The following is a 26766-nucleotide window of genomic DNA, read 5'->3' as shown; positions in this document are numbered from 1 at the left end:
ACGCAGCGGTGGCCCGGGCAGGCGTCCTGCCCGGGCCACCACGGCGCTGGTGTCAGTTCTGGCTCGGGGACTCCACGACCAGGTCACCGGAGATGATCTGGGCCTTCAGGTCCTCGACGGCCGTCTTGACCTCGGCCGGCACCTTCGCGTCGAAGTCGTGGAACGGCGCGATGCCGATGCCCTCGTTCTCCAGGGTGCCCACGTACGGGTCGGAGGAGAAGCTGCCCTCGGAGGCCTCCTTGACCGTGTCGAACACGGCCTGGCCGATCTCCTTCATGACCGAGGTCAGGATGATCGAGGAGTAGTCGGGCGAGGTCTCGAACCAGTCGGCGTCGACGCCGACGATCGCGACGTCCCCGGCCTCCTGCGCGGCGGCGGCGGCACCGAGGCCGACCGGGCCGGCGACGGGCATGATGACGTCCGCGCCCTGGTCGATGAAGCCCTTGGCCAGGTTCTGGCCGTTGGTCTGGTTCTCGAAGTCACCGGTGAAGGACCCGGTCTGGGCCTCCTTGTCCCAGCCGAGGACCTTGACGTCGGCGCCGTTGTCCTCGTTGTACTTCGCGACGCCGTCGGCGAAGCCGTCCATGAAGATCGAGACCGACGGGAGCTGGATGCCGCCGAAGGTGGCGACGGTGCCGGTGGTGGAGGTGCCCGCGGCGACGTAGCCGGCGAGGTACGCGGCCTCCTGCGTGTTGAACAGCAGCGGCTTGGCGTTGTCCAGCGTCACCGGGTTGAAGTCGGCGTCGGTGAACGCGGAGTCGATGAGCGCGAACTCGATGTCCGGGTTGGCCTCGGCGGCCTCCTGGATCGGGTCCTCGAGCAGGAAGCCGACGCCGATGATCAGGTTGCAGTCCTGCTGCACCAGCGAGTCGATGTTCGGCGTGAAGTCGGTCTCGGCGGTCGACTCGACCTTGACCTCCTCGATGCCCAGCTCGGACTTCGCGCGGTCGAGGCCCTCGGCGCCCGACTGGTTGAAGGACTTGTCCTCGAAGCCGCCCGAGTCGGAGACCATGCAGGCCTTGAAGTCGGAGCCGCCGGTGTCGCCGCCGCCGGCGGTGCTGTCGGACTCCTCCGGCGCGCTGCCGCAGGCGGCGAGGGCGAGCGCGACAGCCCCGGTGAGGGCGGCCGCACGGATGATCTTCTTCACGCGATGCTCCTGCTTCTCGTCGTCGACCGGTCCGCTGAGGCCCGCCCTGTCACCGCGAGCGACGCTGCGCGCGGGACGGTCGGGGTCGTCCGGTGTTCGTCGTGAACACTAGCCACGCGCAGGTGACGACTGTGTTACGGAGCACTCTCCCGGGCCCTTCGTTACTGACTTGGAACATTCGTCCGCGCCCCGGATCACCCGACCGGCCCAGCGGGCCCCGCCGAGCGGCGTCAGCCCCCGGGCGTCGCGCCGACGCGCAGCGCCGCCCGGGCGAGCAGCGCGGCGCCCGCGGCGATCGCGCGCTCGTCGACGACCAGGTCGCCCTGGTGGATGTCGTAGGTCCGGCCGCCCGGCGTCCGGGTGCCCAGCCGGGCCATCGCGCCGGGTACGCGGGTGAGGTACCAGGCGAAGTCCTCGCCGCCGAGCGACTGCTCGGTCAGCTGCACGGACTCCTCGCCGAGGACGTCGCGCGCCGCGGCCTCGAGCACCGCGACCGCGCGCTCGTCGTTCTCCACCGGCGGGACGCCGCGCTGGTGCCGTACCTCGACCTCGACGCCGTACGGCGCGACGACCTGCTCGACCGCGTCGTGCAGGACCTGGGACGCCTTCTCCCACGCGCGGACGTCGAGGCAGCGCAGCGTGCCGCGCACCGACCCCGAGGCCGGGATCGCGTTGTGCGCCGACCCCGCCTGGACGGCGCCCCAGGTGAGGTTGACCCCCGAGCGCGGGTCGAGCCGCCGCCCGAGGACCGCGGGCACCTGGGTGATGACCTGGCCGAGCGCGTACACGAGGTCGGCGGTGAGGTGCGGGCGCGAGGTGTGCCCGCCCGGCCCGGTGAGCACGACGGTGATCTCGTCGGACGCCGAGGTGATCGGGCCGATCCGGCTGCCGATCCGGCCGACGTCGACCTTGGGGTCGCAGTGCAGCGCGAAGATCCGCCCGATGCCGTCCATCGCGCCCGCCTGCAGCACGTCGAGCGCGCCGCCGGGCTGCACCTCCTCGGCGGGCTGGAACACCAGCCGCACGCCGGTCGGCAGCTCGCCCGCCTCGTGCAGCTCGGCGAGCACGAGCCCGGCGCCGAGCAGCGCCGTGGTGTGCACGTCGTGGCCGCAGGCGTGCGCGACGCCGTGCACCGTGGACGCGTACGGCAGCCCCGTGGTCTCCTGCACCGGCAGCGCGTCGATGTCCGCGCGGAGCGCGATCCGGCGGCGGCCGGTCTCCACGGGGCTCGGGCCGATGTCGCACGTGAGGCCGGTCCCGGGGAGCAGCCGCGGCGACAGGCCGGCGAGCCGCAGCCGCTCCGCGATCACGCGGGTGGTGCGCTGCTCGGTGCGGCCGAGCTCCGGGTGGGCGTGGATGTCGCGCCGGATCTCCACCAGCTCGGGCTGCAGGGTGGCGACGAGCTGGCTGACCCGGGTGGCGTCGACGATCACCCTGCCGACCCTAGCCGTCCGCGCAGGTGGCGGCAGGTCCGCGTCCGCGCCCGGCGACCCCGCGAGCCGTCAGAGCAGGTCGTCGCGACCCCGGCCGCGCCAGCCATCGACGGCCTGCTTCACGGCCTGCGCGTGCGCCCGCGTGGTGACCAGCACCGCGTCGGCGGTGTCGACCACGACGGCGTCCGGGACGCCCAGCACCGTGACGGCCCGGCCGGCCCCCGGCACGACGACGGCGCCTGCGGCGTCCAGCCGCTGCACGAGCGCGTCGTCGCCCAGCGTGCGCCCGCCGTCGACGCCGACGGCCGGCAGCAGCGCCGCCAGCGAGTCGAAGTCGCCCACGTCGTCCCACGTGAAGGAGCCCGGCACCACGGCGACGCCGCCCGCGGCCGCGACCGGCTCGGCGATGGCGTGGTCGATGGCGATCTTGGTCAGCCCGGGCCAGGTCTCGGCGAGCACGGTCTCCCGGCGCTCCGGGTCCGCCCAGGCGGCGGCGATCTCCCGCAGGCCCGCCGCCAGCGGGGGCAGCTGCCGGGCGAGGTGGTCGAGCAGCACGCCCGCCTGCACGAGGAACATGCCGGCGTTCCACCAGTAGTCCCCGGTCGCGAGGTACTCGGCCGCGGTCTCGGCGTCGGGCTTCTCGGTGAACCCGGCGACGTGCCGCGCGCTGGGGGCGCCCTCGGCCCCGAGCGCGTCGGCGGCGCGGATGTAGCCGAACGCGGTCGACGGCTCGGTGGCCTCGATCCCGATGGTGACGACGTAGCCCGCGCGGGCGGCGGCGACCCCCTCGGTCACGGCGGACCAGAAGCCGTCGAGGTCGTCGATCACGTGGTCGGCGGCGAACGAGCCGAGCACGACGTCGGGGCCGTGCCGCTCGGCGAGGATCGCGGCGGCGAGGCCGATGGCCGCCATCGAGTCGCGCGGCGAGGGCTCGGCGACGACCTGGCCCGGGCCCAGCTCCGGCAGCTGCGCCGCCACGGCCTCCGCGTGCCGCACGCCGGTCACGACCAGGACGCCGTCGCGGCCGGTGAGCGGCAGCAGACGGTCGACGGTGCCCTGCAGCAGGGTGCGGCCCGTGCCGGTCAGGTCGTGCAGGAACTTCGGGGAGCCCTGGCGGGACAGCGGCCACAGCCGGGTGCCGGCTCCCCCGGCGGGGACGACGGCGTGGAAGCCGTCGATCGGGCGGGGCGGCACGGGCGACGCGGGCGTGGCGGGGCTCGACATGCCGCGCAGCGTATCGGGAGGAACCGGACCGCGGTCGTCCCGGCGTCACCCGTGCGGGTGGCCCGGTCGCGACGCGGGCCGGACCAGGGACCCAGGTCCCGAGCACCGTGTGCGCTTGGTCACATCGGGCCCGATCCGGGCCCCCACGGCAGGGTGACCCAGCGCACGATCACTACAGTGATCGGACCGGACACAGCAGTCCCGCCCGAACTCGCCAGGAGGCCACCCGTGCCCACTGCGCCTGCCGAAGCCCGCGACGACGCCGCCCCCACGGCCAAGCGGATCCCCGGCGGCACCCTCTACCGCGGCCGCGAAGGCATGTGGTCCTGGGTCGCCCACCGGATCACCGGCGTGCTCATCTTCTTCTTCCTGCTCGTGCACGTGCTCGACACGTCGCTCGTGCGGGTCTCCCCCGAGGCGTACAACGCCGTCATCGGGACCTACAAGAACCCGATCATGGGGCTCGGCGAGGCCGGCCTCGTCGCCGCCATCGTGTTCCACGCCTTCAACGGCATCCGGATCATCCTGGTCGACTTCTGGTCGAAGGGCGCGAAGTACCAGCGCGTGATGCTCTGGGTCGTGCTCGGCCTGTTCGTCGTGACGATGGCGGGCTTCCTGCCGCGGCACCTGATGCACGTCTTCGGAGGCGAGTGATGACCACGATCGCCGCCCCCCGCACCCGGGGCGCCGGGCCCGGCCGCCGGACCTCGCGCGGCAACTGGGAGCTGTACGGCTGGGTGTTCATGCGCGCGTCCGGCGTCGTGCTGCTCGTGCTGATCTTCGGCCACCTGTTCGTGAACCTGGTCGCCGGCGAGGGCATCTCCGCCATCGACTTCGGGTTCGTCGCCGGCAAGTGGGCGTCCCCGTTCTGGCAGATCTGGGACCTGCTGATGCTCTGGCTCGCGATGATCCACGGCACCAACGGCGTCCGGACGATCATCAACGACTACGCCGAGCGCGACGGCACCCGCCTGGTGCTCAAGCTCGCGCTCTACACGGCGTTCACCGTGGTGGTCGTGCTCGGCACGCTGGTGATCTTCACCTTCGACCCGTGCCCCGCGAACAGCCCGGCGGACCTGCTGCCGTCGTTCTGCACCGCCTGACGCCCTCATCTCGCACCCCCGCATTCGCTTGGAGGCATCGACCCCGATGCAGACCCACCAGTTCGACGTCGTGATCGTCGGCGCCGGCGGCGCCGGGATGCGCGCCGCCCTCGAGTCGTCCGCCCGCACCCGCACGGCGGTCATCTCGAAGCTGTACCCGACCCGCTCGCACACCGGCGCGGCCCAGGGCGGCATGTGCGCCGCGCTCGGCAACGTCGAGGACGACAACCCCGAGTGGCACACCTTCGACACCGTGAAGGGCGGCGACTACCTGGTCGACCAGGACGCCGCGACGATCATGGCCAACGAGGCCATCGACGCGGTGCTCGACCTGGAGCGCATGGGCCTGCCGTTCAACCGCACGCCCGAGGGCCGGATCGACCAGCGCCGGTTCGGCGGCCACACCCGCAACCACGGCGAGGCCGCCGTGCGCCGGGCCTGCTACGCCGCGGACCGCACCGGGCACATGATCCTGCAGACGCTGTACCAGCAGTGCGTGAAGAACGAGGTCGCGTTCTTCAACGAGTTCTACGTGCTGGACCTGATCCTCACGCACGACCTCACCGGCCGGGAGGTGCCCGACGGCGAGGACGTCGCGGTCTCGGGCGTCGTCGCCTACGAGCTGTCGACCGGCGAGATCCACGTGTTCCGCGCCAAGTCCGTGGTCCTCGCGACCGGCGGCGCCGGCAAGATCTACAAGACGACGTCGAACGCGCACACCCTCACCGGCGACGGCATGGCCCTGGCCTACCGCCGCGGGCTGCCGCTGGAGGACATGGAGTTCTTCCAGTTCCACCCGACCGGCCTGGCCGGCCTCGGCATCCTGCTCTCCGAGGCCGCGCGCGGCGAGGGCGGCATCCTCCGCAACGCCGACGGCGAGCGCTTCATGGAGCGGTACGCCCCCACCATCAAGGACCTCGCGCCGCGCGACATCGTCGCCCGGTCGATGGCCAACGAGGTGCGCGAGGGCCGCGGCGCCGGGCCGAACAAGGACTACGTCCTGCTCGACCTGACGCACCTGGACCCCGCGCACATCGACGCGAAGCTCCCGGACATCACCGAGTTCGCCCGGACCTACCTCGGCATCGAGCCCTACACGGAGCCCGTCCCGGTGTACCCGACGGCGCACTACGCGATGGGCGGCGTGCCGACGAACGTCGAGGGCGAGGTCCTGCGGGACACCACCCACGTGGTCCGCGGGCTGTACGCCGCCGGCGAGGTCGCGTGCGTCTCGGTGCACGGGTCGAACCGGCTCGGCACCAACTCGCTGCTCGACATCAACGTGTTCGGCAAGCGCGCCGGCATCTCGGCCGCCGAGTACGCCGCCGGGGCGTCGTGGGTGGACCTGCCCGCCGACCCGGCCGCGGCCGTCGTCGAGGAGCTCGAGGACATGCGGAACCGCCCCCAGGGCGAGCGCGTCTCCGACGTCCGCCGCGAGCTGCAGCAGACGATGGACACCAACGCGCAGGTCTTCCGCACCGCCGAGTCGCTGCGCCAGGCGTTCCAGGACATCCAGGTGCTCCAGGAGCGCTACACGCGGGTGTCCGTCCAGGACAAGGGCCGGATGTTCAACACCGACCTCATCGAGGCGATCGAGCTGGGCTTCCTGCTCGACATCGCCGAGACCGTCGTCGTCGGGGCGCTCAACCGGCGCGAGTCCCGCGGCGGGCACTTCCGCGAGGACTACCCGAAGCGCGACGACGCCGGGTTCATGGAGCACACCATGGCCTACCGCCGGCAGCCCGGCGTGCCGGTCGACTCCCCCGCGCTCTCCGCGCCGAAGGGCGAGGAGGTCCCGCCGCCGGGGCCCGGCCGCCCGGTCGTGCTCCTGGGCACCAAGCCCGTCGTGACCACCGTGTACCAGCCGATGGAGCGGAAGTACTGATGACTGCTGTCGCAGAGCGCTCGGCCGCCGCCGAGCCCAAGGCCGGCGAGATCCCGTCGTTCGAGGTCACCCTCAAGATCCGCCGCTACACCCCCAGAGACGCACGGCGACGAGGCGTACTGGGAGGAGCACACGGTCACCGCCCACGGCACCGACCGCCTGCTCGACGCGCTGCACAAGATCAAGTGGGAGTCCGACGGCTCGCTCACGTTCCGGCGGTCCTGCGCCCACGGCGTGTGCGGCTCGGACGCCATGCGGATCAACGGCCGCAACCGGCTGGCGTGCAAGGCCCTGCTCAAGGACCTCAACCCGGACAAGCCGATCACCGTCGAGCCGATCAAGGGCCTGCCGGTGATCAAGGACCTCGTGGTCGACATGGAGCCGTTCTTCGCCTCCTACCGCGAGATCATGCCGTTCCTCATCACCACCGGCACCGAACCGTCCCGCGAGCGGCTCCAGTCCCCCGAGCAGCGCGCCCGGTTCGACGACACCACCAAGTGCATCCTGTGCGCCGCGTGCACGAGCTCGTGCCCGGTGTTCTGGACCGACGGCCAGTACTTCGGCCCCGCGGCGATCGTCAACGCGCACCGGTTCATCTTCGACAGCCGCGACGAGGGCGGGCGCGCAGCGCCTCGAGATCCTCAACGACAAGGAGGGCGTCTGGCGCTGCCGGACCACCTTCAACTGCACCGAGGCCTGCCCCCGCGGCATCGAGGTCACCAAGGCGATCCAGGAGGTCAAGCGCGCGATGATCACCCGCGCGTTCTGACCCTCCGGCACGGCGACGGCCCGGTCCCCCGCGCGGGGGGCCGGGCCGTCCCCGTCCCCGGGGCCGCGACCGCGCCGGTGTGTCCGCGTGCTCGTCCCCCGCGCCCGGGCGTGGCCCCGGGGGTGGGACGGTGGAAGGTTGTGACGGACACGCCCACGGCGTGTCCGTCACAACCTTCCACCGTCGCGGCGGGCGCCGAGCCGTGCGGCGAGCGAGACCCCCGACAGCAGCAGGACGACGTAGCCGATGACCAGGGCCACGACGCCGACGGCGCCCCCGAGCACCGCACCCCGGCCACCGCCGACGACGTAGCCGACGCCGGCGCCGCCACCGACGACCACCAGCACGGCCGCGGCGGTGACGGCGATCTCGACGAGCCCGTCGAGCAGGCCGCGCGCGCGAGGGCTCGCCCGACCCCGTCCGGTCGTCTCCCGGCGCGGGCGTCACCCGTGTCTGTCACGTGCCGAGGCTATGCGCGAGCGGGCCGGCGCACGACCTCCTCGTCCTGCGCGGCGGGAGCTGTGCGCCAGAGCGCGGACCGTCGCCGTGCCAGGGCACGCTCCCGCGCGGCCCGGGCACGCCCCTGCCAGCGTGCGCGTGCGGTCGGGGTGGCGAGGTCGACCGAGGTCGCGCGCAGAACCTCGAGGCCCAGCGCCTGCAGCCGCTCCTGCCGCCGGGCGTCCGCGCTGCGGCGCTCGGCCGCGCTGTGCACCGCGCCGTCGTACTCAGCGACGACGCCGCTGGACTCGTCGAGGAGGTCGACCCGGGCGACGAACCGGCCGTCCGCGTCGAGGACGACCGGGTTGCAGCGCGGCACCGGCAGGTCCGCCGCGAGCCAGATGAGCCGCATCCGGGACTCCTGCGGCGACTCGACGCCGTCGGCCGACGCGGCGAGCGCACGCCGTGCCTCCGCGCTCCCCCGCCACCGCGACCGCTCGCGGATCAGCTCGGCCAGATCGACGGGCCGCACCAGCCCCAGCGCGCGCAGCCGGTCCAGCCCCACGACGGCGTCGGAGTACCGGCCGAACCGGGCCAGGTCGAACGCCGACCGCAGCGGGCTCGTGACCCAGAGCCCCGACATCCGCACGCGCTCCTCGGGCAGCACGCGGCTGCGGACCAGTCGACGCCCCGGTCCCGCGCGGAGCCGGACCTCCGGGGGCGCCAGGAGCAGCACCGGAAGCAGCTCGCCGGCCCGCCCGTGGACACGCCGGCCGTCCAGGACCGGGGGCTCCTGGCGGTCGCGTCGCGGGGCGGCTCCGCGACGGACCGCCGGCATCGGTCGCGCGCCGCCGGCGGCGAGGCAGGCGCGCTCGTGCAGCCGCGCCGCCGCCCAGCCGCCCAGGGTCACGTCCGGATGCACTGCCGCCATCGCGACCGCCGTGCGCACGTCGGGGTCGAGCGGGTCGGCGCCGCGCACCACCCGGACCCCGCGGGCCGCGGGCACGTAGCCGGCCCGCAGCGCGGGCAGCACCTCCGCCTGCCGGGCCTCGCGCCAGGAGAGCACCGCGGGGAGGCCGCTGTCGGGCGCGATGTCGGGCTGCACGGCCCCACCATCCCGCGCATGGGTACGTGCGCGCTCGACTCGCCCTGCCCCATGGGGACCGACCCCGGCGTGTCGGGGTCGAACCCGGCACGCGCGCGAGGCCGCCAGGCCGCCAGGCCGCCAGCTGGACAGTGGATGGTTGTGACGGACACGCCGACGGCGTGTCCGTCACAACCATCCACCGTCGACGGGAGGTGAGGGTCAGGGCGCCGCGGGCTCCGGGGCCTCGGGGGGCTGCTCGGGCGCCGGGGGGTCCGCCGTCCACGCCGCGGCCAGGAGGACGATGCGGGCGATCAGGTTGATCCAGATCAGCAGGGTCACGATCACCGCGAACGACGCCAGGATCGCGTTCCGGTCGGCGGAGCCCGCGACGACCGAGGTGCCCAGCACCCGCACGACCCCGAGCCCGACCGCGGCCACGAGCATCCCCTGCCGGAGGTCCGGCCACGCGGGGTGCTGCGCCGCCAGGACCCGCACGATCAGCACGAACGTCCCGGCGTCGACGACGAACGCCACGAGAATGCCCGCCCCGCGCAGCACGAGGGAGCCGACCGTCGAGCCATCGAGGCCCAGCGCGCTGAGCGCCCAGTCGGCGGCGGTCGTGGTCGCGATGCTGAGCAGCGCGGAGACGAGGATGGCCAGGCCGATGCCGGCGAACCCGCCCAGCTCGCGCAGCTTGCCGGTGACGGCGTTGCCGCCGGCGCCCTCGGCGGCGAACATCGCGCGGACCGCCGTGCGCAGCGCTGCCATCGCCGAGATCGCGCTCACCAGCAGCACCACGAACGCGATCAGTCCCGCGATGCCCACGCCGGTGCTCAGCTGGAGCGAGTCCGGGTCGATCACGCCCGTCTCGTCGTCGCTGCTGGTCATCACCAGCCCCGGCAGGTTGGCGTCGATCGTGTCGAGGACGGTCTGCCGCAGCGCCTCGTTGTTGCCGAGCACGGCCATGAACACCGAGTAGCCGATGGTGAGCCCGGCGAACACGGAGAAGATCGTGGCGTAGGCGATGCCGCCGGTCAGGACGCCGCCGCCGGCCTCGCCGAACCGGGCGTTCGCCCGCGCGGCCCGGGTGCCCTGCCACCACGCGAGGACGGCCCTCCCGCGGGCGACCAGCCCGGCGAACCCGCCCGGGTAGACCCGCGCGCCGACGTCCTGCCGGTTGCCGGCGGCGACGTCCTCCGCGCTCGCGGCGGCGGCGTGCGCCCGCCCGGCGCCCTGCGGTTCGGCCGGGACTCCCATGCCGACGACCCTAGGGACCGCGAGGCGGCTCGGCATCCCGAGCGCGGGCGTCGCCGCCGGTCAGGGCGCCGCGGACGGCGTCGACCCGCCGGTGTCAGCCTCCGAGCGGGAACGCCCCGATCGTCCGCCACATCCCGTCGTCCCCGTGCTCGTACACGTGGATCTCGGCGACGTCGAACCGCGCCTCGAAGTCGGCCATGTCCGCGAACGCGCGGTCCAGGGCGTCGTCCGGCACCTCGTGCGCGATGGTGACGTGCGGGTGGTAGTGGAACCGGAGCTCCTGGTCGAGCACGCCCGACCGGACGGCGACCTCGAGCAGCTCGCACGACGCGATCCCCTCGACCACCTGGACGAACACCACCGGCGAGACCGGCCGGAAGGTCGCGGTCCCCCGCAGGTGCACGGTGAACGGCGCGTGCGCCGCCGCGACCGCCCGCAGGTGCTCCTCCGCCTCGGGCAGCGCGGCCGTCGGCAGGACGGTCGGGCCGAGCAGGGTGATGTGCGGCCGGATCAGGTCGGCGGCGGGGTCGCCGACGCGGGCGCGGGCCGCCTGGAGCTCGGCGGCGTACGGCTCCGGGACGGAGACCGCGACGCCGATCCGGAGCTCGTCGGCGAACGGCCCGGTGGGGTTCATGCCGTCCGGCGGCGCGGCAGCAGGCCGAAGCGGTCGGCGACCCGGTCGAGCGTGCCCCGCGCGATGGCCCGGGCCCGCTCGGCGCCGTCCTCGAGCACCGCGTCCAGCGAGGCCGGGTCGGCCAGGTAGCCGTTCACGCGCTCCTGGAACGGGGCGAGGAACTCGACGACGACGTCCGCCAGGTCGACCTTGAGGTGGCCGTAGCCCTTGCCCTCGTAGTCGGCGACGATCGACTCGACCTCGCGGCCCGTGAGCGCGGAGTAGATCGTCAGCAGGTTGGCGATGCCGGGCTGGTTCTCCCGGTCGAACCGGATCTCCGATCCCGCGTCGGTGACGGCCGACCGGATCCGCTTGGCGACGGTCTTGGGCGGGTCGAGCAGCTCGATGATGCCGTTCGGGCTCGACGCCGACTTGCTCATCTTGGCCGTCGGGTCCTGCAGGTCGTAGATCTTGGCGGTGGCCTTGACGATGTGCGCGTCCGGCACGACCGCGGTGCCGTCGCCGAACCGCTTGTTCAGCCGCTCGGCCAGGTCGCGGGTCAGCTCGAGGTGCTGGCGCTGGTCCTCGCCGACGGGCACGAGCGCCGTGTCGTACAGCAGGATGTCCGCCGCCATGAGGATCGGGTAGGTGAACAGCCCGACCGTGGTGCCCTCGGCGCCGTGCTTGGCCGACTTGTCCTTGAACTGCGTCATCCGGCCGGCCTCGCCGAAGCCCGTCTGGCAGGACAGCAGCCACGCCAGCTCGGCGTGCTCCGCGACGTGCGACTGGACGAACAGGATGGAGCGCTCCGGGTCCACGCCCGCGGCGAGGTACTGGGCCGCGGTGCGCCGGGTGCGCTCGCGCAGCGCCACCGGGTCGGGCGCCACCGTCAGCGCGTGCAGGTCCACGACGCAGTACAGGGCGTCGTAGGACTCCTGCAGCGCGACCCACTGGGTCAGCGCGCCGAGGTAGTTGCCGAGGTGGAGGGAGTCGGAGGTGGGCTGCATCCCGGAGAAGATGCGAGGGGAGCCGGAGGCCATGGGTCCATTCTGACGGTCGGGGGCGGGTGGCCCGTGCAGGAGGGGGCGGGGGCGGGTGCGCCGGGTCAGGTGGCCTCGTCGTCGAACGGGGCCGGCGCGCCGGGCGGCAGCGGGGTCGTCGACGGGGCGGCGCGGGCGGCGTGCGCGGCCGCGCCGGCACCGGCGGCCGCCGCGGCGGTCCGGGCGCCGGCGGGGGCCGGCTCGGGGTCCAGCAGGGCGTCGCGGACGATCCGGCGGGGGGTCGTAGCGCCGCGGGTCGAGCGCGGCCCAGTCGATGTCCTTGACCTCGTCGCCGAGCTCGCTGTCGACGCGCTCGCGCGCGTCCGCGAGGAAGTGCCGGGCCTGCTTGGTCAGCCGCGCCAGCTGCTCGGCGTACTTCGGCAGCCGCGTCGGGCCGATGACGATGACGGCCACGACCAGGATCACGAGGAGCTCGCCGCCGTTGATCCCGAACACGTCGCCCAGGCTACCGTCCGGCGGGCGCGCCACCTAGCGGTGCCGGTCCACCCGTCCGGGTCAGCCCTGCGCGGACTCGTCGAGCACGACGCGCACGTCCCGCTCCGCGCCGTCGGCGGCGCGCACCCGCAGGGACACGGCGTCGCCGGGCGTGCGGGTGCGGGCGCGGATCGCCACCACTAGCTCGTCGGACGCCGTGACCGGCCGCCCGTCGATCGCGAGGATGACGTCGCCGGCGCGGATGCCCGCACGGTCCGCCGGGCCGCCCGGGGTCACCGGCTGCTGCGCGCCCTGCGGCTCGGTCGCGACCTGGACGCCCTCGCCGGTGTAGGACCCGTCGAGCAGCACGCCGATCACCGGGTAAGTGGCGACGCCGGTCTCGATCAGCTGCTCAGCGGTGCGCCGCGCCTGGTTCGACGGGATGGCGAACCCGAGCCCGATGCTGCCGCCGCTCGTCGCGGAGGTGCCCGGCGGCTGGGCGATCGCCGAGTTGATCCCGACGACCTCCCCCGCCGCGTTCACCAGCGGCCCGCCGGAGTTGCCGGGGTTGATCGCGGCGTCCGTCTGGATCGCGTTGATGAACGCGGTCTCCTCGGTGCCGTCCCCGGCGGCCACCGGGCGGTTGAGCGCGCTGACGATGCCGGTGGTCACGGTGCCCGCGAGGCCGAGCGGCGCGCCGATCGCGACGACGGGGTCGCCGACCTGCACCGCGTCGGAGTCGCCGAGCACCAGCGGGGTCAGGCCCTCGGCCTCGACCTTGACGACCGCGAGGTCGTAGTCGGCCGTGCTGCCGACGATCGTGCCCGGCAGCTGAGAGCCGTCGGCGAGCAGCACCACGATCGACGACCCGGCGCCGGACGCGCCCGCCACGACGTGGTGGTTCGTGAGGATGTAGCCGTCCTGGCGCAGCACCAGGCCGGAGCCGGTCGAACCGCCGGACGCGGACGACACCTCGATCGAGACGACCGACGGCAGCACCGTCGCGGCGATGCCGGCGACGCTGTCCGGAGCACGGTCGCCCGCGCCCGTGCCGACGGCGGCGGGCAGGCCCGCGTCGGCCAGGTGCGCGTCGTCGCGCTCGATGCGGGCGCCGACGACCCCGCCGAGCAGCCCGGCGCCGAACGCGGCGACCACGAGGCCGGCCACGACACCGAGCGGGACGCGCCGGCGCCGCCGACCGCGCCGGGGCGCCGGGACGCCGAGCTCGGGCATCGGGGGCGGCAGGACGCCCGGGGGCAGCACGGCGGGTGCCGGGGCCGCCGCCGGGTCGGCCGGCAGCGGGGACGGCGGGACGGCGGTGGCCGCGGGGCCGCCGGGGCCCGCGGGTGCGCCCGGGCCCGCGGGTGCGCCCCACGGCGACGGAGCACCCCACGCGGAGGGAGCGGCGGGCGCGGGGTACGGCCGCGGCGCGGCGTACGGCTGCGGAGGCCCGGCCGGCGCTGCGCCGGACGGCCGCGGCGCGGCGTACGGGTCCGCGGCGGGCGCCGGCGTCGCGGACGGCCACGGTCCCGCGGCGGTCCCGGACGGCGCGCCCCAGGCGGGCGGCGGCGCCCAGCCCCGCGGGGCGGACGGCGGCGGCGCGAACGGGTCGACCGGCGCGGGCCCGGGGCGCTCGTCGGCGGGCCCGGGGCGCTCGCCCGTCCCGCGCTGCCCGGCGGTCCCGTCCCCCGCCCCGTCCCCGGCGCGCTCGTCGGGTCCGGTCACGGCAGGTGCACCGCGGCGGCGAACGTGTCCCACCCGCGGGTCAGGCGGGCGCTGAGCCCCGCGTCGAACTGGCCCTCGGGGAACTGCGCGACCACGGCGGCGGCGCCCGGCCCGGTGCGGGACGACACGACCTCGACCACGGTGTCCCCCGACTGCCAGGCGGCGTGCCAGGGCTCGGCGGACAGCAGGTAGACGGTGCGGCCCTCGACGTCGACGGGCTCGGCGGCGGTGAGCGCGGACACGTCGAGCCGGCCGTGCTGCTCGGTGACCACGACGTCCCCGGTCGGCCCGGACAGGTCGACCTCGAGGGTGCTGCCCTCGTCGCGCAGGTGCACGGCGGTCACGGCCCAGCCGTCGGGGACCTGCTCGGGGCAGGTCCAGCCCTCGGCCCGCATCCAGTCCAGGTAGTCCTGCGTCGAGGCGCCCGCGGCGGGGCCGGACGTGGAACCGCCCCCGGCGCCGGCGACGACCGGGACGGCGACGGTGCTCGCGTCGCCGAGCAGCTGCAGGGCCTCGGCGGACTCCGTGACCGGGGCGACCGTCGGGCGGTCGCCCAGGAGGAACAGCCCGACGGCGACGACGCCGAGGCCGGTGATCGAGCCCACGGCGGCGCGCAGGCCGCGACGGGTCGCGGCGGCGGTGGCACCCGGCGCGCTCCCGACGACGGGGCGGTCGCCGAGCAGGCGCCGCGAGCCCAGGACGGAGCCGCCCAGGACGGAGCGCGAGCCGAGGACGCCCTCGCCGAACGGGCCCCGGCCGAGCAGCCCCCCGATGCCGGAGCCGGCCGAGGGGGCGGCTCCGGTGAACGCCGCGGCGCCGCGCACGGCCGACGGCGGGACGAACGGGTCCATGGGGCGCGCCGCGGCGCGGGCCCCGGCGTCCACGCCCGTGGGCACGGGTGCGCCGCCCAGCGCGAGCAGCCGGGCCGTCAGGTCGCCGGCGGGGCGGACGTCGTCGCAGTCGGAGAGCACCCGCCGGGCGGCCCGCGCCGCCGCGAGGTCGGCCGCGCACCGCGGGCACCCGGCGACGTGCGCCAGCGCCCGCTCGGCGGCGGCGGGGCCGAGCTGGCCGTCGACGAGGGCGCTGACCCGGTCGCCGAGGTGCCCGTTCACCGGGCACCCGCCGGGGCCGTCACCTCGGACGAGCGGTCGCCCGCCGGGTCCTGGGCCGCGGCGGCGCGCACGGAGGCCGGCGCGCGGTGCTCGAGCGCCACGCGCAGCCGCGCCCGCGCCCGGTGGATGCGCGAGCGCACGGTGCCGAGCTTGATGCCCAGCGTCACCGCGATCTCCTCGTACGACAGCCCCTCGATGTCGCACAGCACGACGGCGGCGCGGTACTCGGGGGGCAGCTCGTCGAGGGCCCGCTGGATGTCGACGTCCAGGTTGTCGTGCTCGAAGGCGCGCTCGGGCCCGGCGTCGGTGGCCGGGTAGCGGTCGCCGTCCTCGCCCATCGCGTCCATGCGGATGCGCTGGCGGCGGCGGGCCCCCGTCGAGGAACAGGTTGGTCGTGATCCGGTGCAGCCAGCCCTCGAACGTGCCGGGGGTGTACGTGGACAGCGACCGGAAGACGCGGACGAACACCTCCTGCGTGAGGTCCTCGGCGTCGTGCCGGTTGCCGGTCAGCCGGTAGGCGAGGCGGTACACGCGCGCGGAGTGCTCCCGGACGATCGCCTCCCAGGTCGGGGGCTGCCAGTCCGGATCGGGCAACGAGGTCGCCATCCACGTCCTTCTGCGTCGGGGGCCGCGGGTGCGGCGCGAGGTCCCAGGGACCCAGTGTCCCAGGACGCGGGGGCCGGGTGCGAACCCGGTCCACCCCTGTCCCCGCACAACGCGCACACGTCCCGCCCGGTTCCCGCGCGAGCGGGTGACGTCGCGGGCCGCCGTCGCCCACCCGCCAGCCGCCCGGGGCGCCGCGCCGCCGCGGCCCGCACCGCGCACTAGGCTGGCCAGCGCCCGCGCACGTCCGCGCACCGGCCGCCGCGCGAGCCGCGGACGACTCCCCCGCACGACCCGGAGACCAGGAGGACACCATCGCCACCGACAAGGCCGCGAGCTGGGTCTACGCCGAGGGCTTCGTCCCCGAGGACGACACCCTGCTGCGCGCGCGGGACCGCGCCGGCGAGCTCGGCTGCACGCCGGTGCAGCCCGGCACCGGCGCCGCGCTCACCGTGCTCGCCGCGGCCTCGCGGGCACGAGCGGTGGTCGAGGTCGGCACGGGCGCCGGCGTCAGCGGGCTGCACCTCCTGCGCGGGATGCCCTCGGACGGCGTGCTCACCACCATCGACGTCGAGGTGGAGCACCAGCGCGCGGCCAAGCAGGCGTTCGCCGAGGAGGGCGTCCGCGCGGCGCGCACGCGCACGATCTCGGGCCGCGCGCTCGACGTGCTGCCGCGGCTCACCGACGGCGCGTACGACCTGGTGTTCGTGGACGCCGACATCGAGAGCTACCCCGCCTACGTCGAGCGCGCCGTGCGGCTGCTCCGGCCCGGCGGCGTCCTCGCGGTCGACGACGCGCTGTGGCACGACCGGGTCGCCGACCCCGCGCGCCGGGACGAGGCGACGACGCTGGTGCGCGAGACCGGGCGGCTGGTCCGCGAGGACGACCGGCTCATGCCGGCGATGCTCCCGGTGGGCGACGGCCTGCTCGTGGCCGTCCGCCGCTGACGCCACCGGCCCCCGGACGACGACGGCCGCCGACCCACGGGGTCGGCGGCCGTCCGCGTCTCGTGCCGGGGTCAGCGCAGCGCCGCGAGCCAGCGCAGCAGCAGCCGCGCGCCGAACCCGGTCGCGCCCTCGGTGACCTCGTGCTTATCGGCCGTCGACCGCGCCGGCCCCGCGATGTCGAGGTGCGCCCAGGTCCGGGCGCCCACGAACTCGCGCAGGAACAGCGCCGCCGTGATCGAGCCGCCGCCGTACTTCGCGTCCTGCGGGACGTGCCGCAGGTCGGCGACGGTGGAGCGCACGGCGTCGGCGTAGTCCTCGACAAGCGGCATCGGCCAGACCGGCTCGCCCGACTCGGCCCCGGCGGCCTCGAGCGCGGCGGTCAGGCGCGCGTCGGTCGCGTACAGGGCGCCGTGCTGCTTGCCGAGGCCCAGGCTCGCCGCGCCGGTGAGCGTCGCGACGTCCACGAGCACGTCCGGGTCGAGCGTCGCGTCGGCCCAGGCCAGCGCGTCGCCGAGCACCAGGCGGCCCTCGGCGTCGGTGTTCGCGATCTCGACCGTGCGCCCGCCCCACATCCGCAGGACGTCGCCCGGCCGGTACGAGGCGGCCCCGAAGTGGTTCTCCGCGAGCGGGAGCACCGCGGTGACCCGGTGCGGCAGCTCGGCGGCGGCCGCGCCGAGCACGGTCGCCAGCGCCACCGCGGCGCCGGCCATGTCGGTCTTCATCGGCACCATCGCCTCGCGCGGCTTGATGGACAGGCCGCCCGTGTCGTAGGTGATGCCCTTGCCGACCACGACGACGTGCTGCGCGCGGCGCGCGGGGCCGCCCGCCGGCCCGGCCGGGTCGTAGGTGACGGTGACCAGCCGCGGGGTCGACGCCGAGCCGCGGCCCACGGCGAGGATGCCGCCGAAGCCCTGGGCCTCGAGCTCGCGCGGGCCGAGGACCTCGACCCGCAGGCCGGCGGCGCGCGCCAGCTCGGACGCCCGGTCGGCCACCCAGGCCGGGTCCTTGGTGCTCGACGGCGTGTTGGCGAGGTCGCGCACGAGCCAGGTGGCCGTCGCGCCGCGCACGGCCTCGTCGAGCGCGGCCTGCACGCGGACGCCCTCGCGGCCGACGACGACGAGCTCCTCCGCCGGCGCCTCCTTCGGGGACGCGGGCGCGCCGATCCGCTGCACGCGGTAGGCGGCGAGCAGGTAGCCCTCCGCGAACGCGCGCACGGCCGGGGGGCCGTCGGCGCCGGGCTCGGTGGCGACGGTGGTCAGCACCCGGCGCAGGCCGCGGGTGGCGCGGGCCAGCGCGGCCCCGGCACGCCGGAGCTCGTCCGGGGTGCCGTCGCCGACGCCGACCAGCACCAGCCGTCGGGGCAGGCCCGCCCAGGGCAGGTCGCCCGTGGCGCTGCCGACGGGGCGCGGGAGCAGCAGCGTCCACGCCTCGCCGGCGGTGCCGGTCAGGCCGGCCCGCTCCGCGAGCTCGGCCAGGTCGATGCCGTACCGCGCCGCCGCGTCGGCGGTTCCACGGCGCGGCTGGAGGTCGGTGTCGTCCGGCGCCGCCGGGGCGACCGGGACGGCCACCGCGTCGACGCCGGCCTCGAGCAGCAGCCCCGAGGTCGCCAGCGAGCCGGCCGCGAGGCCGACCGCCGGGACCGCGCGGCCGATGCGCACGGCGGGAGGGGTCAGGGAGCGAGCCACGTCGGAAGGAGGTCCCGCGCGGTCAGGAGACGACGGAGGTCAGGGCCTCGCCCAGCTCCTGCGCCTCGGTCGCGTTGAGCTCGACGACGAGTCGGCCACCGCCCTCGAGCGGGACCCGCATGACGATGCCGCGGCCCTCCTTGGTCACCTCGAGCGGACCGTCACCAGTCCTCGGCTTCATCGCGGCCATGCGGGGCTCTCCTTCGCGTCGTCAGCTGGGCGTCCGGGCGCCCGGTCCCTCCGCGTCCGCGGGGGGCGGGACGGGCAGGAGCGGGCCTCCGGCTCCCGGATGTCCAGGCCTCAGTCTAGTTCACCGGGGCGACAAGGCGGGGCCGTCGACGCGCGGCGGGTGCGCCAACCCCCTCGTCAGGCCCCTGCGGCGGACGCCGTGCGGCCGTCCGCACGCCGTCACGGCGGCCAGCCGGCCGGCGGCACGAACCGCCAGATGTGCCACACCCAGACCACCTGGAGCACGAGCATGAGCACCGCCACCGCGCCGGTCCACGCCCACCGCGCCGCCCGCGGGCGGGTGACGAGCCCCGCGGTCGCGGCGCCGAGCGGGAACGCCAGCAGCAGGAACCGCGCCAGGCTGCTGCCCGGCTCCACGGCGGCGGCGAGGTAGAGCAGGTACGCCGCCGACCAGGCGTGCAGCTCGCGACCCAGCCGCCACGCCGAGGGCGTGACCAGGCACGCGACCACGAACACCCCGGCGGCGAGCACCACCAGCGGCCACGCGTCGCCGAACCAGAACGCCGGCACGTAGGACCAGCCCGCGAACGGCGCGGTGGTGGCCGCGCCGCGCCAGGCCTCCTGGGTCTGCAGGTAGGCGTCGGGCACGCCCGTGACCCAGCCGCAGATCGCGAGCCACGCGAAGCCGGACACCACCGCGGCGAGCCCGACCGCGCCGATCCCGGCCAGGTCCCGGCCCCGCGGGCGCTCGCCGGCGGCCCGCCACTCCCGCCAGCGCACCAGCGCGTGCACGGCGACGACCACCGCCATCGGCAGCGCGACCGCGCGGGTGAACCCGAGCGCGAGCACCGCGGCGCACGCCCAGCCGTACCGCCGGGTGACGACCGCCAGCAGCGACGCGGCGACCAGCAGCAGCGCGAGCGACTCCGTGTACCCGACCTGCAGCACGACGGACGTGGGGAACACGCTGACCAGCAGCACCGTCGCGAGCGGCAGCCCCGGTCGCGCGGCCACGGCGCGGGGCGCCCCGCGGACGACCACGCGGTGCACGACCAGCACGGCGCCGGCACCGGCCAGCAGCGACACGGTGGGCGCGACCACGGCCCAGGAGCCGCCGGTGACCGTCATCAGCGCGCGCACCAGGAACGGGTAGAGCGGGAAGAACGCCCACGCGTTCTGCTGGACCAGGCCGTCGGCCCCGACGGGCAGCTGCGCCGGGTAGCCGCCCTCCGCGATCGTCCGGTACCAGGTCGCGTCCCACATGAGGCCCGTGTAGTCGGCGTACCCCGGGGACGCGCCGGTCCAGCCGCTGGCCACCTGCCGGGTGGCGACGACCAGCAGGACGACGGCCGAGAAGGCGCGGGCCGCCGCGTACACCGCGAGCGCCTGCACCCACCACGGCCAGGTGCGGGGGTCGAGGGCGCGGCGCGCCGGGGCGGCGTCCTGGGCGGCGGCGCTCCCCGGCCCCGCCGTCACGCCAGGCCCCGCACGGCGCGCGCGGGGGGCGCGTCGCCCCGCAGCGCCGCCACCATGTCGACCGTCCGCCGGGTCGCCCGGACGTCGTGCGCGCGGAACACCCGGGCGCCGAGCCACGCGGCCACCGACGTCGCCGCCAGCGTGCCCTCGAGCCGGTCCTCGGGCGGGAGGTCCAGGGTCTCCCCCACGAAGTCCTTGCGGGACAGGGCGACGAGCACCGGGTGCCCGAGCGCGGTGAGCGCGGCGGTGCGCCGGACCAGGTGCAGCGAGTGCCAGGTGCTCTTGCCGAAGTCGTGCGTCGGGTCCACCAGCACGCTCGCGGGGTGCACCCCGAGGTCGACCGCGCGCGCGGCCGCGGCGCGCAGCGTCGCGAGCACGTCCAGCAGCACCCCGTCCCGCGGGTCCGTGCCCGCGGGGGCGTCGTCGGGCAGCGGGTAGGACACCCGCAGCGGGTCGGTGCGCGGCGGCAGCCCGCCGGTGTGCGAGCAGACCACGCCCAGCCCCCGCTCGGCGGCGACCTCGACCAGCGCCGGGTCGTGCCCGGCCCAGGTGTCGTTGAGCAGGTCGGCGCCCGCGTCCGCGGCGGCGCGCGCGACCTCGGCCCGCCACGTGTCGACGCTGACCAGCAGGTCCGGGTGCCGGCGGCGGACGCGCTCGACGAGCGGGACGACCCGCGCGATCTCCTCGGCGACGTCGACGGCCGGCCCCCGGCCCGCGCGCACGCCGCCCAGGTCGACCAGGTCGGCGCCCTCCTCCTCGGCGCGGGCGACCGCCGCGTCGGCGCCGGCGTCGTCGTACCGGGCGGCGGCGTAGAACGAGTCGGGGGTGCGGTTCACCACCGCCATGACGACCGGGCGGCCGGGGCCGAACCAGCGGTCGCGCAGCAGCAGCGGCGCGCCCGGCGCCGGTACGCCCGCGGACCCGGCGGGCTCAGCGCCCACCCGCGGCGTCCTCCGCCTCGTCCGCCACCTCCGCCTCGGCCTCCTCCTGCGCGCGCTCGGCCGCGGCGGCCGCGGCGCGCTCGGCGGCGCGCAGCTCGGCCCCGCGGTCGCGCACGATCCGCACCGCCTCCTGCGGGTCGTCCACGAGCCGGATCAGCTCCAGGTCGGCCTCGCGGATCATGCCGCGCTCCAGCACCGGGCCGCGCAGCCAGTCGAGCAGCCCCTGCCAGTAGTCGGTGCCGACCAGGACGATCGGGAACTCGGTGACCTTGTGCGTCTGCACCAGGGTCAGCGCCTCGAACAGCTCGTCGAACGTGCCGAAGCCGCCCGGCAGCACGATGAAGCCCTCGGCGTACTTCACGAACATGGTCTTGCGGGCGAAGAAGTACCGGAAGTTGACCCCGAGGTCGACCCACGGGTTCATCCCCTGCTCGAACGGCAGCTCGATGCCCAGCCCGACCGACAGACCGCCGGCCTGGGACGCGCCCTTGTTCGCGGCCGACATGATCCCGGGGCCGCCGCCGGTGATGACCGCGTAGCCGGCCTCGGCCAGCAGCCGGCCGACCTCCTCGCCGAGCGCGAAGTCCGGGTGCTCGGGCAGCGTGCGCGCGGAGCCGAACACGCTGACCGCCGGGCCGAGCTCGGCGAGCGCGCCGAAGCCCTCGACGAACTCGCTCTGGATCCGCATCACGCGCCACGGGTCGCCGTGCAGCCAGTCGGCGCCGTCGCCGCCGGACAGCAGGCGCTGGTCGGACGTGGTGGTGGGGATCTGCCCGCGCCGCAGCAGCACGGGGCCCTTGCGGTAGCCCGAACCCGGCACGGGAACGCCGTCGTCGCTCATGGCCCCGACTCTACGGTCCGCGGCCGTGCACGCACCGGCACCCCCGGCGGCGCCCGGGTGAACCCCGCGTGACGGGTCGGGTCAGGCCGTCAGCCAGGCCCGGAGCGCGTCGTGGCACAGGTCGAGCTGCGCGACCGGCAGCCGCTCGTCGTCCTTGTGCGCGAGCAGCGGGTCGCCGGGGCCGAAGTTCACGGCGGGCACGCCGAGCGCCGAGAACCGCGCGACGTCCGTCCAGCCGTACTTGGGCGCGGGTGCCCCGCCGGTGACGCCGAGCACCGCGGCGGCGAACTCCGCCGCGGCGGGGTCGTCCAGCCCCGGGCGGGCGCCGGCGGCCGAGTCGGTGACGACGACCTCGTAGCCATCGAACAGGTCGCGCACGTGCGCCTCCGCCTCGTCGACGGAGCGGGACGGGGCGAACCGGTAGTTCACCGTGACGACGCAGCGGTCCGGGACGACGTTGGTCGCGACGCCGCCGCTGATCAGCACGGCGTTGAGCCCCTCGCGGTACACCAGGCCGTCGACCTCGACGGACGCGGGCTCGTACGCCGCGAGCGCCGCGAGGACCGGGGCGGCCCCGTGGATCGCGTTGACGCCGGTCCAGGCCCGCGCCGAGTGCGCCGCCACGCCCGGCACCCGGACCTCGGCGCGCAGCGTGCCGTTGCAGCCGCCCTCCAGGCCCGCGTCCGTCGGCTCGCACAGCACGGCGAAGTCGGCCGCCAGCCAGTCCGGGTGCTCGCGCGCGATCCGGCCCAGGCCGTTGAGCGAGGCCTCGACCTCCTCGTGGTCGTAGAACACCCAGGTGACGTCGCGGGTCGGCTCGGTCAGCGCGGCCGCGAGCGCCAGCTGGACGGCGACGCCGCCCTTCATGTCGACCGTGCCGCGGCCCCAGAGCACCGCGTCGGCGCCCGCGCCCTCGAGCCGGGTCGGCAGGTTGGCGGGGTCCGTGGTGACGGGCACCGTGTCGATGTGCCCGGCGACCACGACCCGGGAGGGCCGGCCGAGGTGCGTGCGCGCGACCACCGCGTCGCCGTCCCGCAGCACCTCGAGGTGCGGGTACCCGCGCAGCGCCGCCTCGACCGCGTCGGCCAGCGCCGCCTCGTCGCCGCTCACGGAGGCGAGGTCGCAGACCGCCGCGGTGAGCGTCGTGAGGTCGGCGGTCAGGTCCAGCGGGGTGGTCGTCGTCACGCCCGCGACCCTACCCGCGGACGACCACCCCCTCGCCGACGGCCCCTAGGCTGGACGCCATGACCGACCGCACCGCCTGGGCATGGGGCCTGGCCACCGTCACCGACTCCGGAACCGTGCTGGACGCCTGGTACCCGCAGCCCGCGCTGGGCGACGTGCCCGCCGCCGCGGAGTGCCCCGAGGAGCTCGCGGCCCTGGTCGCCGCGGACGCGGCCCGCGCGGTCCGCACCGAGACCGTGCTGACCGTGGTCGACCTGGACGCCGAGCCGGTCGACACGGCCGACGCGTACCTGCGGCTGCACCTGCTGTCCCACCGGCTCGCGGCGCCCAACACGCTCAACCTGGACGGCGTCTTCGCCGCGCTGCCGAACGTCGTGTGGACCGACCACGGCCCGTGCGCGGTCGACGGCTTCGAGCTGACCCGCGCCCGGCTGCGCGCCGCGACCGGCCGCCCCGTGACGGTGTTCGGCGTCGACAAGTTCCCGCGCATGGTCGACTACGTCCTCCCCCAGGGCGTGCGGATCGCGGACGCCGACCGGGTCCGGCTCGGCGCGCACCTCGCGTCCGGCACCACGGTCATGCACGAGGGCTTCGTGAACTTCAACGCGGGCACGCTCGGCACGTCGATGGTCGAGGGCCGCATCTCCCAGGGCGTCGTCGTCGGCGAGGGCAGCGACATCGGCGGCGGCGCGTCCATCATGGGGACGCTCTCGGGCGGCGGCCGCGAGCGGGTGTCGATCGGCGAGCGCTCCCTGCTCGGCGCGAACGCCGGCCTCGGCGTCTCGCTCGGCGACGACTGCGTCGTCGAGGCGGGCCTGTACCTGACCGCCGGCACCAAGGTGACCCTCGTCGGCCAGGCCGGCGAGGACGGCGCCCCGCGCGTCGTCAAGGCCCGCGAGCTCTCCGGCTCCGACGGCGTGCTGTTCCGGCGCAACTCGCTCACGGGCGGCGTCGAGGCGGTCGCGCGCACCGGCACGGGCATCACGCTCAACGCCGCGCTGCACGCGAACTGACGCCGTGTCCCGCCGCCGCAGCAGCACGGCCTCGCGGCTCGGCTGCGCGGCGCTGGCCGCGGTCGCGCTGCTGGCCGGGGCGGTCGGCGCGGTCGTGTGGGCGCTCGGCGGTGCGTCGCCCGCACCCGCGTCGCGGCGGTGCACCGCGACCGTCGACGGCACGGCGTGGGGGCTGTCCGCGGACCAGGCCGACAACGCCGCCCTGATCGCCGCGACCGCCGCGCAGCGCGGGCTGCCCGCGCGCGCCGCGACCATCGGGCTCGCGACCGCGCTCCAGGAGTCCCGGCTGATCAACATCGACTACGGCGACCGGGACTCGATCGGCCTGTTCCAGCAGCGCCCGTCGCAGGGCTGGGGCACGGTCGAGCAGATCATGGACCCGGTGTACTCGACCGGGAAGTTCTACGACGGGCTGGTCGGCGTGCCCGGGTACACCGAGCTGCCCGTGACCGAGGCCGCCCAGGCGGTGCAGCGCTCCGGGTTCCCGGACGCCTACGCCCAGCACGAGGGCCGGTCCCGCGCGTGGGCCTCCGCGCTGACCGGCTGGACGCCCGCGGCGCTCGACTGCGACCTCGGTCCCGCGGCCGGGCCGGGCGCCGTCGACGCCGTGGCGGCGCGCGTGCAGCGGGACTACGGCGGCGCGGTGTCGACGGCCGTCGACGGCGCGGCCGACGGGTCGGCGGGGCCGGTCGTGCTGCTCGACGTCGCCGGGCTGACCGCCGCGACCGGCGGCGACCCGGCCCGCGCGTCCTGGGCGGTCGCCCAGTGGGCGGTGGCCGTGGCGGAGCCGCTGGCCGTCGACGCGGTCGAGGTCGGCGACGCCCGGTGGGACCGCGGCGGCGAGGGCTGGACCGCGGGCGGCGCGGCGGCCGACGCGGCCGCGGTCCCGGAGGGCACGGTCGCCCTGACCCTGGCCCCGACCCCCTGACCCTCGGCCGTCCACGCGCTCTCGCTCCCCTCTCGCCGACCTGTCCGCCGAGATAGGACCCTGGACGGTCCTATCTCGGGGCGGGACCGGGGCGGGGGCGGGGGCGGGAGTAGGTCAGCGCAGGGACGCGAAAGCGGTGATCTCCTCGCGGAGGCGCTCCGCGAGCTCCGCCAGGCCCTCCCCCTCGGCGCCCGGGGCCGAGCCGCCGCCCGCGGCCGCCGCGACCGCGTCGACCTGGCCGGACATGCCCGCGACGATCTCGTCGATCCGGCCGATCGCCCGCCCGGCCTGCTCGGCCACGGCCTGCGCCTCGGCCACCTGCCGCGCGATGTCGTCGGACCGCCCCGCGGAGTCGTCGGCGAGCGCCCGGACCTCCTGGGCGACGACGGCGAACCCGCGCCCGGCCTCCCCCGCCCGCGCGGCCTCGATGGTCGCGTTGAGCGCGAGCAGCCGGGTCCGGCTGGCGATCGCCTTGACCAGCCCGGCGGCCTCATCGATCTGCCCGGAGGTGTTGGCGAGCTCGCGGACGGTCGCGCGGGAGTCCCGGGCGGCCGCCGTGGCCTGCTCGGCGGCCGCCGCCAGCGCCGCGGCCGAGGTCGCGAGGCGCTGCGCGCTCCCGGCGACCCGCTCCGCGACCGCGACCATCCGCTCGGCGAGGTCGGCACGCTCGGCCTGGTCCCGGGCGGTGCGGGTCGCGGCGCTCTCCAGCCCGGAGCGCGCCCCGTCGATCCGCGCGGCGCCCTCCCGGAACGCCCCCGGCATGCCCCGGCGCAGGAACCGGCGGTGGAACCTGCCCTCGCCCGCGGCGGTCAGGGACGCCTGGGACTCGCGGACGTAGGCGTCGACGAGGTCCGCGAGCCGGTTGAGCGACGCGCGGGCCCGCTGCACGTCGGGGTCGTCCCCGAGCGCGGGGAGCCGCCCCTCGAGGTCGCCCGCCGCGATCCGCTCGCAGAACGCGGCGATCGCCGCCAGCGCGGCCGCGGTGCCGTCGTCGGGCGCGGCCCCCGTCCCGGCGCCCCGGGACGACCGGGACCACCGCCGGCCCCGGGTCGCGGTCGCCGGCGGCACCTCCGGCAGCGTCCTCGTCGCGCTCACGCGGCACCCCCGTCGGCGTCGTCGCGGCCGGCCAGCGACCACACCCACTCGTCGTACGTCACCCCGGCGTCCGCCAGAGCCGCGTCCAGCGCGGCGGCGCCGGCGGCGAGCGCGGCGGGCGTCCCCGTCTCGGCGTCCTCCGCGGCCCGGATCCGGGCGTACAGGTCACCGACGGTGCGCTGCGTGGTCGGCGGCACCCACCGGCGGTTGGAGTGGTACCCGACCACCCGCCCGCCGGGACCGCGCGAGGCGGTGACGTGCGCCAGCACCCAGTAGTGCCCGCCGTCCGCCGCCAGGTTCAGCACGTACGCGAACAGCTCCTGCCCCGTGGGGATGACGTCCCACATGAGCCGGAACACCGCGCGCGGCATCGCCGGGTGCCGGATGAGGTTGTGCGGGGCGCCGACGATCTCGTCCTCGGCGTACCCGCTCACGCGCACGAACACGTCGTTCGCGTAGGTGACGACCCCCTTGGGGTCGGTCTTGGAGACGATGATCTCCTCGGGCCCGAAGGCCCGCTCGACACCGGTCGGCCGCACCCCGCGTCGCCCCCGCACGGGTCCTGACCGCCGGCCGCTGCCGCGACGGTGCGCGG

General features: G+C 76.2%; 24 protein-coding genes and 2 pseudogenes. 7 read left to right on the top strand and 19 right to left on the bottom strand.

The annotated features are described in order from the left end of the window. Nucleotides 1-52: 52 nt before the first annotated feature. The 3 genes from FKM96_RS14725 to FKM96_RS14715 form a co-directional block, all read right to left on the bottom strand. The gene (locus FKM96_RS14725) at nt 53-1147 is read right to left on the bottom strand and encodes a BMP family protein (protein ID WP_147795873.1); all 1095 of its coding nucleotides are present in this window, start codon (nt 1145-1147) and stop codon (nt 53-55) included. 230 nt (nt 1148-1377) lie between these two features. Beyond that, nucleotides 1378-2580 (bottom strand): amidohydrolase, encoded by a 1203-nt coding sequence (locus FKM96_RS14720; protein ID WP_246854995.1) that lies wholly within the window; start codon nt 2578-2580, stop codon nt 1378-1380. A 69-nt stretch (nt 2581-2649) separates the two neighbouring features. After that, on the bottom strand, nt 2650-3804 hold the full coding sequence (locus FKM96_RS14715; RefSeq protein WP_147795871.1) for a mannose-1-phosphate guanylyltransferase: 1155 nt from the start codon (nt 3802-3804) through the stop codon (nt 2650-2652). Between the two features lie 318 nt (nt 3805-4122). Here FKM96_RS14715 and sdhC point away from each other — a divergent pair, with 318 nt between their 5' ends. From sdhC to FKM96_RS14695, 4 genes and pseudogenes are all read left to right on the top strand, one after another. Then, entirely contained in the window at nt 4123-4458 is a 336-nt protein-coding gene (gene sdhC, locus FKM96_RS14710) for a succinate dehydrogenase, cytochrome b556 subunit (RefSeq protein WP_246855392.1), read from the top strand. Continuing rightward, a complete protein-coding gene (locus FKM96_RS14705; protein ID WP_147795869.1) occupies nt 4458-4907 on the top strand; it encodes a succinate dehydrogenase hydrophobic membrane anchor subunit in 450 nt (149 codons plus the stop codon). The genes sdhC and FKM96_RS14705 overlap by 1 nt, the downstream gene beginning before the upstream one ends. A gap of 46 nt (nt 4908-4953) precedes the next feature. Beyond that, nucleotides 4954-6792 carry a succinate dehydrogenase flavoprotein subunit gene (gene sdhA, locus FKM96_RS14700; RefSeq protein WP_147795868.1) on the top strand — a complete coding sequence of 613 codons (1839 nt, stop codon included), beginning with the start codon at nt 4954-4956 and terminating at the stop codon, nt 6790-6792. After that, nucleotides 6792-7561, top strand: a pseudogene (locus FKM96_RS14695) (succinate dehydrogenase iron-sulfur subunit). The gene sdhA and the pseudogene FKM96_RS14695 overlap by 1 nt, the downstream one beginning before the upstream one ends. 167 nt (nt 7562-7728) lie before the next feature. On the opposite strand, the gene FKM96_RS14690 reads toward FKM96_RS14695, so the two are convergent. The 8 genes and pseudogenes from FKM96_RS14690 to sigE all read right to left on the bottom strand — a co-directional run bounded on the left by FKM96_RS14690 (nt 7729) and on the right by sigE (nt 15874). Beyond that, complete coding sequence (locus tag FKM96_RS14690; RefSeq protein WP_147795867.1) at nt 7729-7908, bottom strand: hypothetical protein; 180 nt, start codon at nt 7906-7908, stop codon at nt 7729-7731. 122 nt (nt 7909-8030) lie between these two features. Beyond that, a complete protein-coding gene (locus FKM96_RS14685; RefSeq protein WP_147795866.1) occupies nt 8031-9104 on the bottom strand; it encodes a hypothetical protein in 1074 nt (357 codons plus the stop codon). Nucleotides 9105-9305: 201 nt separating this feature from the next. Further along, on the bottom strand, nt 9306-10343 hold the full coding sequence (locus FKM96_RS14680; RefSeq protein WP_147795865.1) for a YihY/virulence factor BrkB family protein: 1038 nt from the start codon (nt 10341-10343) through the stop codon (nt 9306-9308). Nucleotides 10344-10437: 94 nt separating this feature from the next. Next, on the bottom strand, nt 10438-10977 hold the full coding sequence (locus FKM96_RS14675; protein ID WP_147795864.1) for a 2'-5' RNA ligase family protein: 540 nt from the start codon (nt 10975-10977) through the stop codon (nt 10438-10440). Further along, the gene (gene trpS / locus FKM96_RS14670; protein WP_147795863.1) at nt 10974-11996 is read right to left on the bottom strand and encodes a tryptophan--tRNA ligase; all 1023 of its coding nucleotides are present in this window, start codon (nt 11994-11996) and stop codon (nt 10974-10976) included. The genes FKM96_RS14675 and trpS overlap by 4 nt, the downstream gene beginning before the upstream one ends. Nucleotides 11997-12512: 516 nt before the next feature. Then, nucleotides 12513-14156, bottom strand: coding sequence for a S1C family serine protease (locus FKM96_RS14660; protein ID WP_147795862.1), 1644 nt, complete (start codon nt 14154-14156; stop codon nt 12513-12515). Further along, the gene (locus FKM96_RS14655; protein ID WP_147795861.1) at nt 14153-15268 is read right to left on the bottom strand and encodes a zf-HC2 domain-containing protein; all 1116 of its coding nucleotides are present in this window, start codon (nt 15266-15268) and stop codon (nt 14153-14155) included. The genes FKM96_RS14660 and FKM96_RS14655 overlap by 4 nt, the downstream gene beginning before the upstream one ends. Further along, nucleotides 15265-15874, bottom strand: a pseudogene (gene sigE, locus FKM96_RS14650) (RNA polymerase sigma factor SigE). The gene FKM96_RS14655 and the pseudogene sigE overlap by 4 nt, the downstream one beginning before the upstream one ends. A gap of 311 nt (nt 15875-16185) precedes the next feature. Here sigE and FKM96_RS14645 point away from each other — a divergent pair. Next, nucleotides 16186-16818, top strand: coding sequence for an O-methyltransferase (locus FKM96_RS14645; RefSeq protein WP_147795860.1), 633 nt, complete (start codon nt 16186-16188; stop codon nt 16816-16818). Nucleotides 16819-16889: 71 nt separating this feature from the next. On the opposite strand, the gene FKM96_RS14640 is transcribed toward FKM96_RS14645, so the two are convergent. The 6 genes from FKM96_RS14640 to dapE all read right to left on the bottom strand — a co-directional run bounded on the left by FKM96_RS14640 (nt 16890) and on the right by dapE (nt 23135). Then, the gene (locus FKM96_RS14640; protein ID WP_246854994.1) at nt 16890-18503 is read right to left on the bottom strand and encodes a M17 family metallopeptidase; all 1614 of its coding nucleotides are present in this window, start codon (nt 18501-18503) and stop codon (nt 16890-16892) included. 22 nt (nt 18504-18525) lie between these two features. Further along, complete coding sequence (locus FKM96_RS14635; RefSeq protein WP_082812748.1) at nt 18526-18693, bottom strand: DUF3117 domain-containing protein; 168 nt, start codon at nt 18691-18693, stop codon at nt 18526-18528. A 218-nt stretch (nt 18694-18911) separates the two neighbouring features. Beyond that, nucleotides 18912-20168 carry a hypothetical protein gene (locus tag FKM96_RS14630; RefSeq protein WP_147795859.1) on the bottom strand — a complete coding sequence of 419 codons (1257 nt, stop codon included), beginning with the start codon at nt 20166-20168 and terminating at the stop codon, nt 18912-18914. After that, nucleotides 20165-21109 carry a dihydropteroate synthase gene (gene folP, locus FKM96_RS14625; protein WP_147795858.1) on the bottom strand — a complete coding sequence of 315 codons (945 nt, stop codon included), beginning with the start codon at nt 21107-21109 and terminating at the stop codon, nt 20165-20167. Before folP ends, FKM96_RS14630 begins: the two co-directional genes overlap by 4 nt. Next, nucleotides 21099-21950, bottom strand: coding sequence for a TIGR00730 family Rossman fold protein (locus tag FKM96_RS14620; RefSeq protein WP_147795857.1), 852 nt, complete (start codon nt 21948-21950; stop codon nt 21099-21101). The genes folP and FKM96_RS14620 overlap by 11 nt, the downstream gene beginning before the upstream one ends. Nucleotides 21951-22031: 81 nt before the next feature. Then, the gene (gene dapE / locus FKM96_RS14615) at nt 22032-23135 is read right to left on the bottom strand and encodes a succinyl-diaminopimelate desuccinylase (RefSeq protein WP_147795856.1); all 1104 of its coding nucleotides are present in this window, start codon (nt 23133-23135) and stop codon (nt 22032-22034) included. A 59-nt stretch (nt 23136-23194) separates the two neighbouring features. Here dapE and dapD point away from each other — a divergent pair, with 59 nt between their 5' ends. Both dapD and FKM96_RS14605 read left to right on the top strand, forming a co-directional pair. Beyond that, complete coding sequence (gene dapD, locus FKM96_RS14610; protein WP_147795855.1) at nt 23195-24148, top strand: 2,3,4,5-tetrahydropyridine-2,6-dicarboxylate N-succinyltransferase; 954 nt, start codon at nt 23195-23197, stop codon at nt 24146-24148. 4 nt (nt 24149-24152) lie between these two features. After that, entirely contained in the window at nt 24153-25076 is a 924-nt protein-coding gene (locus FKM96_RS14605; RefSeq protein ID WP_147795854.1) for a hypothetical protein, read from the top strand. A 114-nt stretch (nt 25077-25190) separates the two neighbouring features. On the opposite strand, the gene FKM96_RS21975 is transcribed toward FKM96_RS14605, so the two are convergent. After that, nucleotides 25191-26171, bottom strand: coding sequence for a methyl-accepting chemotaxis protein (locus tag FKM96_RS21975; RefSeq protein WP_305764240.1), 981 nt, complete (start codon nt 26169-26171; stop codon nt 25191-25193). Next, complete coding sequence (locus FKM96_RS14595; protein ID WP_246854993.1) at nt 26168-26710, bottom strand: PAS domain-containing protein; 543 nt, start codon at nt 26708-26710, stop codon at nt 26168-26170. The genes FKM96_RS21975 and FKM96_RS14595 overlap by 4 nt, the downstream gene beginning before the upstream one ends. Nucleotides 26711-26766 lie beyond the last annotated feature (56 nt).

Origin of the sequence: Cellulomonas sp. Y8, assembly GCF_008033115.1 — a bacterium.
Taxonomy (GTDB): domain Bacteria; phylum Actinomycetota; class Actinomycetes; order Actinomycetales; family Cellulomonadaceae; genus Cellulomonas.
Note: the sequence above shows the minus strand (reverse complement) of the source record. Positions and strands in the feature narration are given on the sequence as shown.

What these genes read in the sequence shown, in the direction of transcription:
- FKM96_RS14715 (WP_147795871.1), bottom strand. Translation starts at nt 3,804, where the DNA reads ATGTCGAGCCCCGCCACGCCCGCGTCGCCCGTGCCGCCCCGCCCGATC.
- sdhC (WP_246855392.1), top strand. Translation starts at nt 4,123, where the DNA reads ATGTGGTCCTGGGTCGCCCACCGGATCACCGGCGTGCTCATCTTCTTC.
- FKM96_RS14705 (WP_147795869.1), top strand. Translation starts at nt 4,458, where the DNA reads ATGACCACGATCGCCGCCCCCCGCACCCGGGGCGCCGGGCCCGGCCGC.
- sdhA (WP_147795868.1), top strand. Translation starts at nt 4,954, where the DNA reads ATGCAGACCCACCAGTTCGACGTCGTGATCGTCGGCGCCGGCGGCGCC.
- FKM96_RS14680 (WP_147795865.1), bottom strand. Translation starts at nt 10,343, where the DNA reads ATGGGAGTCCCGGCCGAACCGCAGGGCGCCGGGCGGGCGCACGCCGCC.
- FKM96_RS14675 (WP_147795864.1), bottom strand. Translation starts at nt 10,977, where the DNA reads ATGAACCCCACCGGGCCGTTCGCCGACGAGCTCCGGATCGGCGTCGCG.
- trpS (WP_147795863.1), bottom strand. Translation starts at nt 11,996, where the DNA reads ATGGCCTCCGGCTCCCCTCGCATCTTCTCCGGGATGCAGCCCACCTCC.
- FKM96_RS14635 (WP_082812748.1), bottom strand. Translation starts at nt 18,693, where the DNA reads ATGGCCGCGATGAAGCCGAGGACTGGTGACGGTCCGCTCGAGGTGACC.
- FKM96_RS14620 (WP_147795857.1), bottom strand. Translation starts at nt 21,950, where the DNA reads ATGAGCGACGACGGCGTTCCCGTGCCGGGTTCGGGCTACCGCAAGGGC.
- dapD (WP_147795855.1), top strand. Translation starts at nt 23,195, where the DNA reads ATGACCGACCGCACCGCCTGGGCATGGGGCCTGGCCACCGTCACCGAC.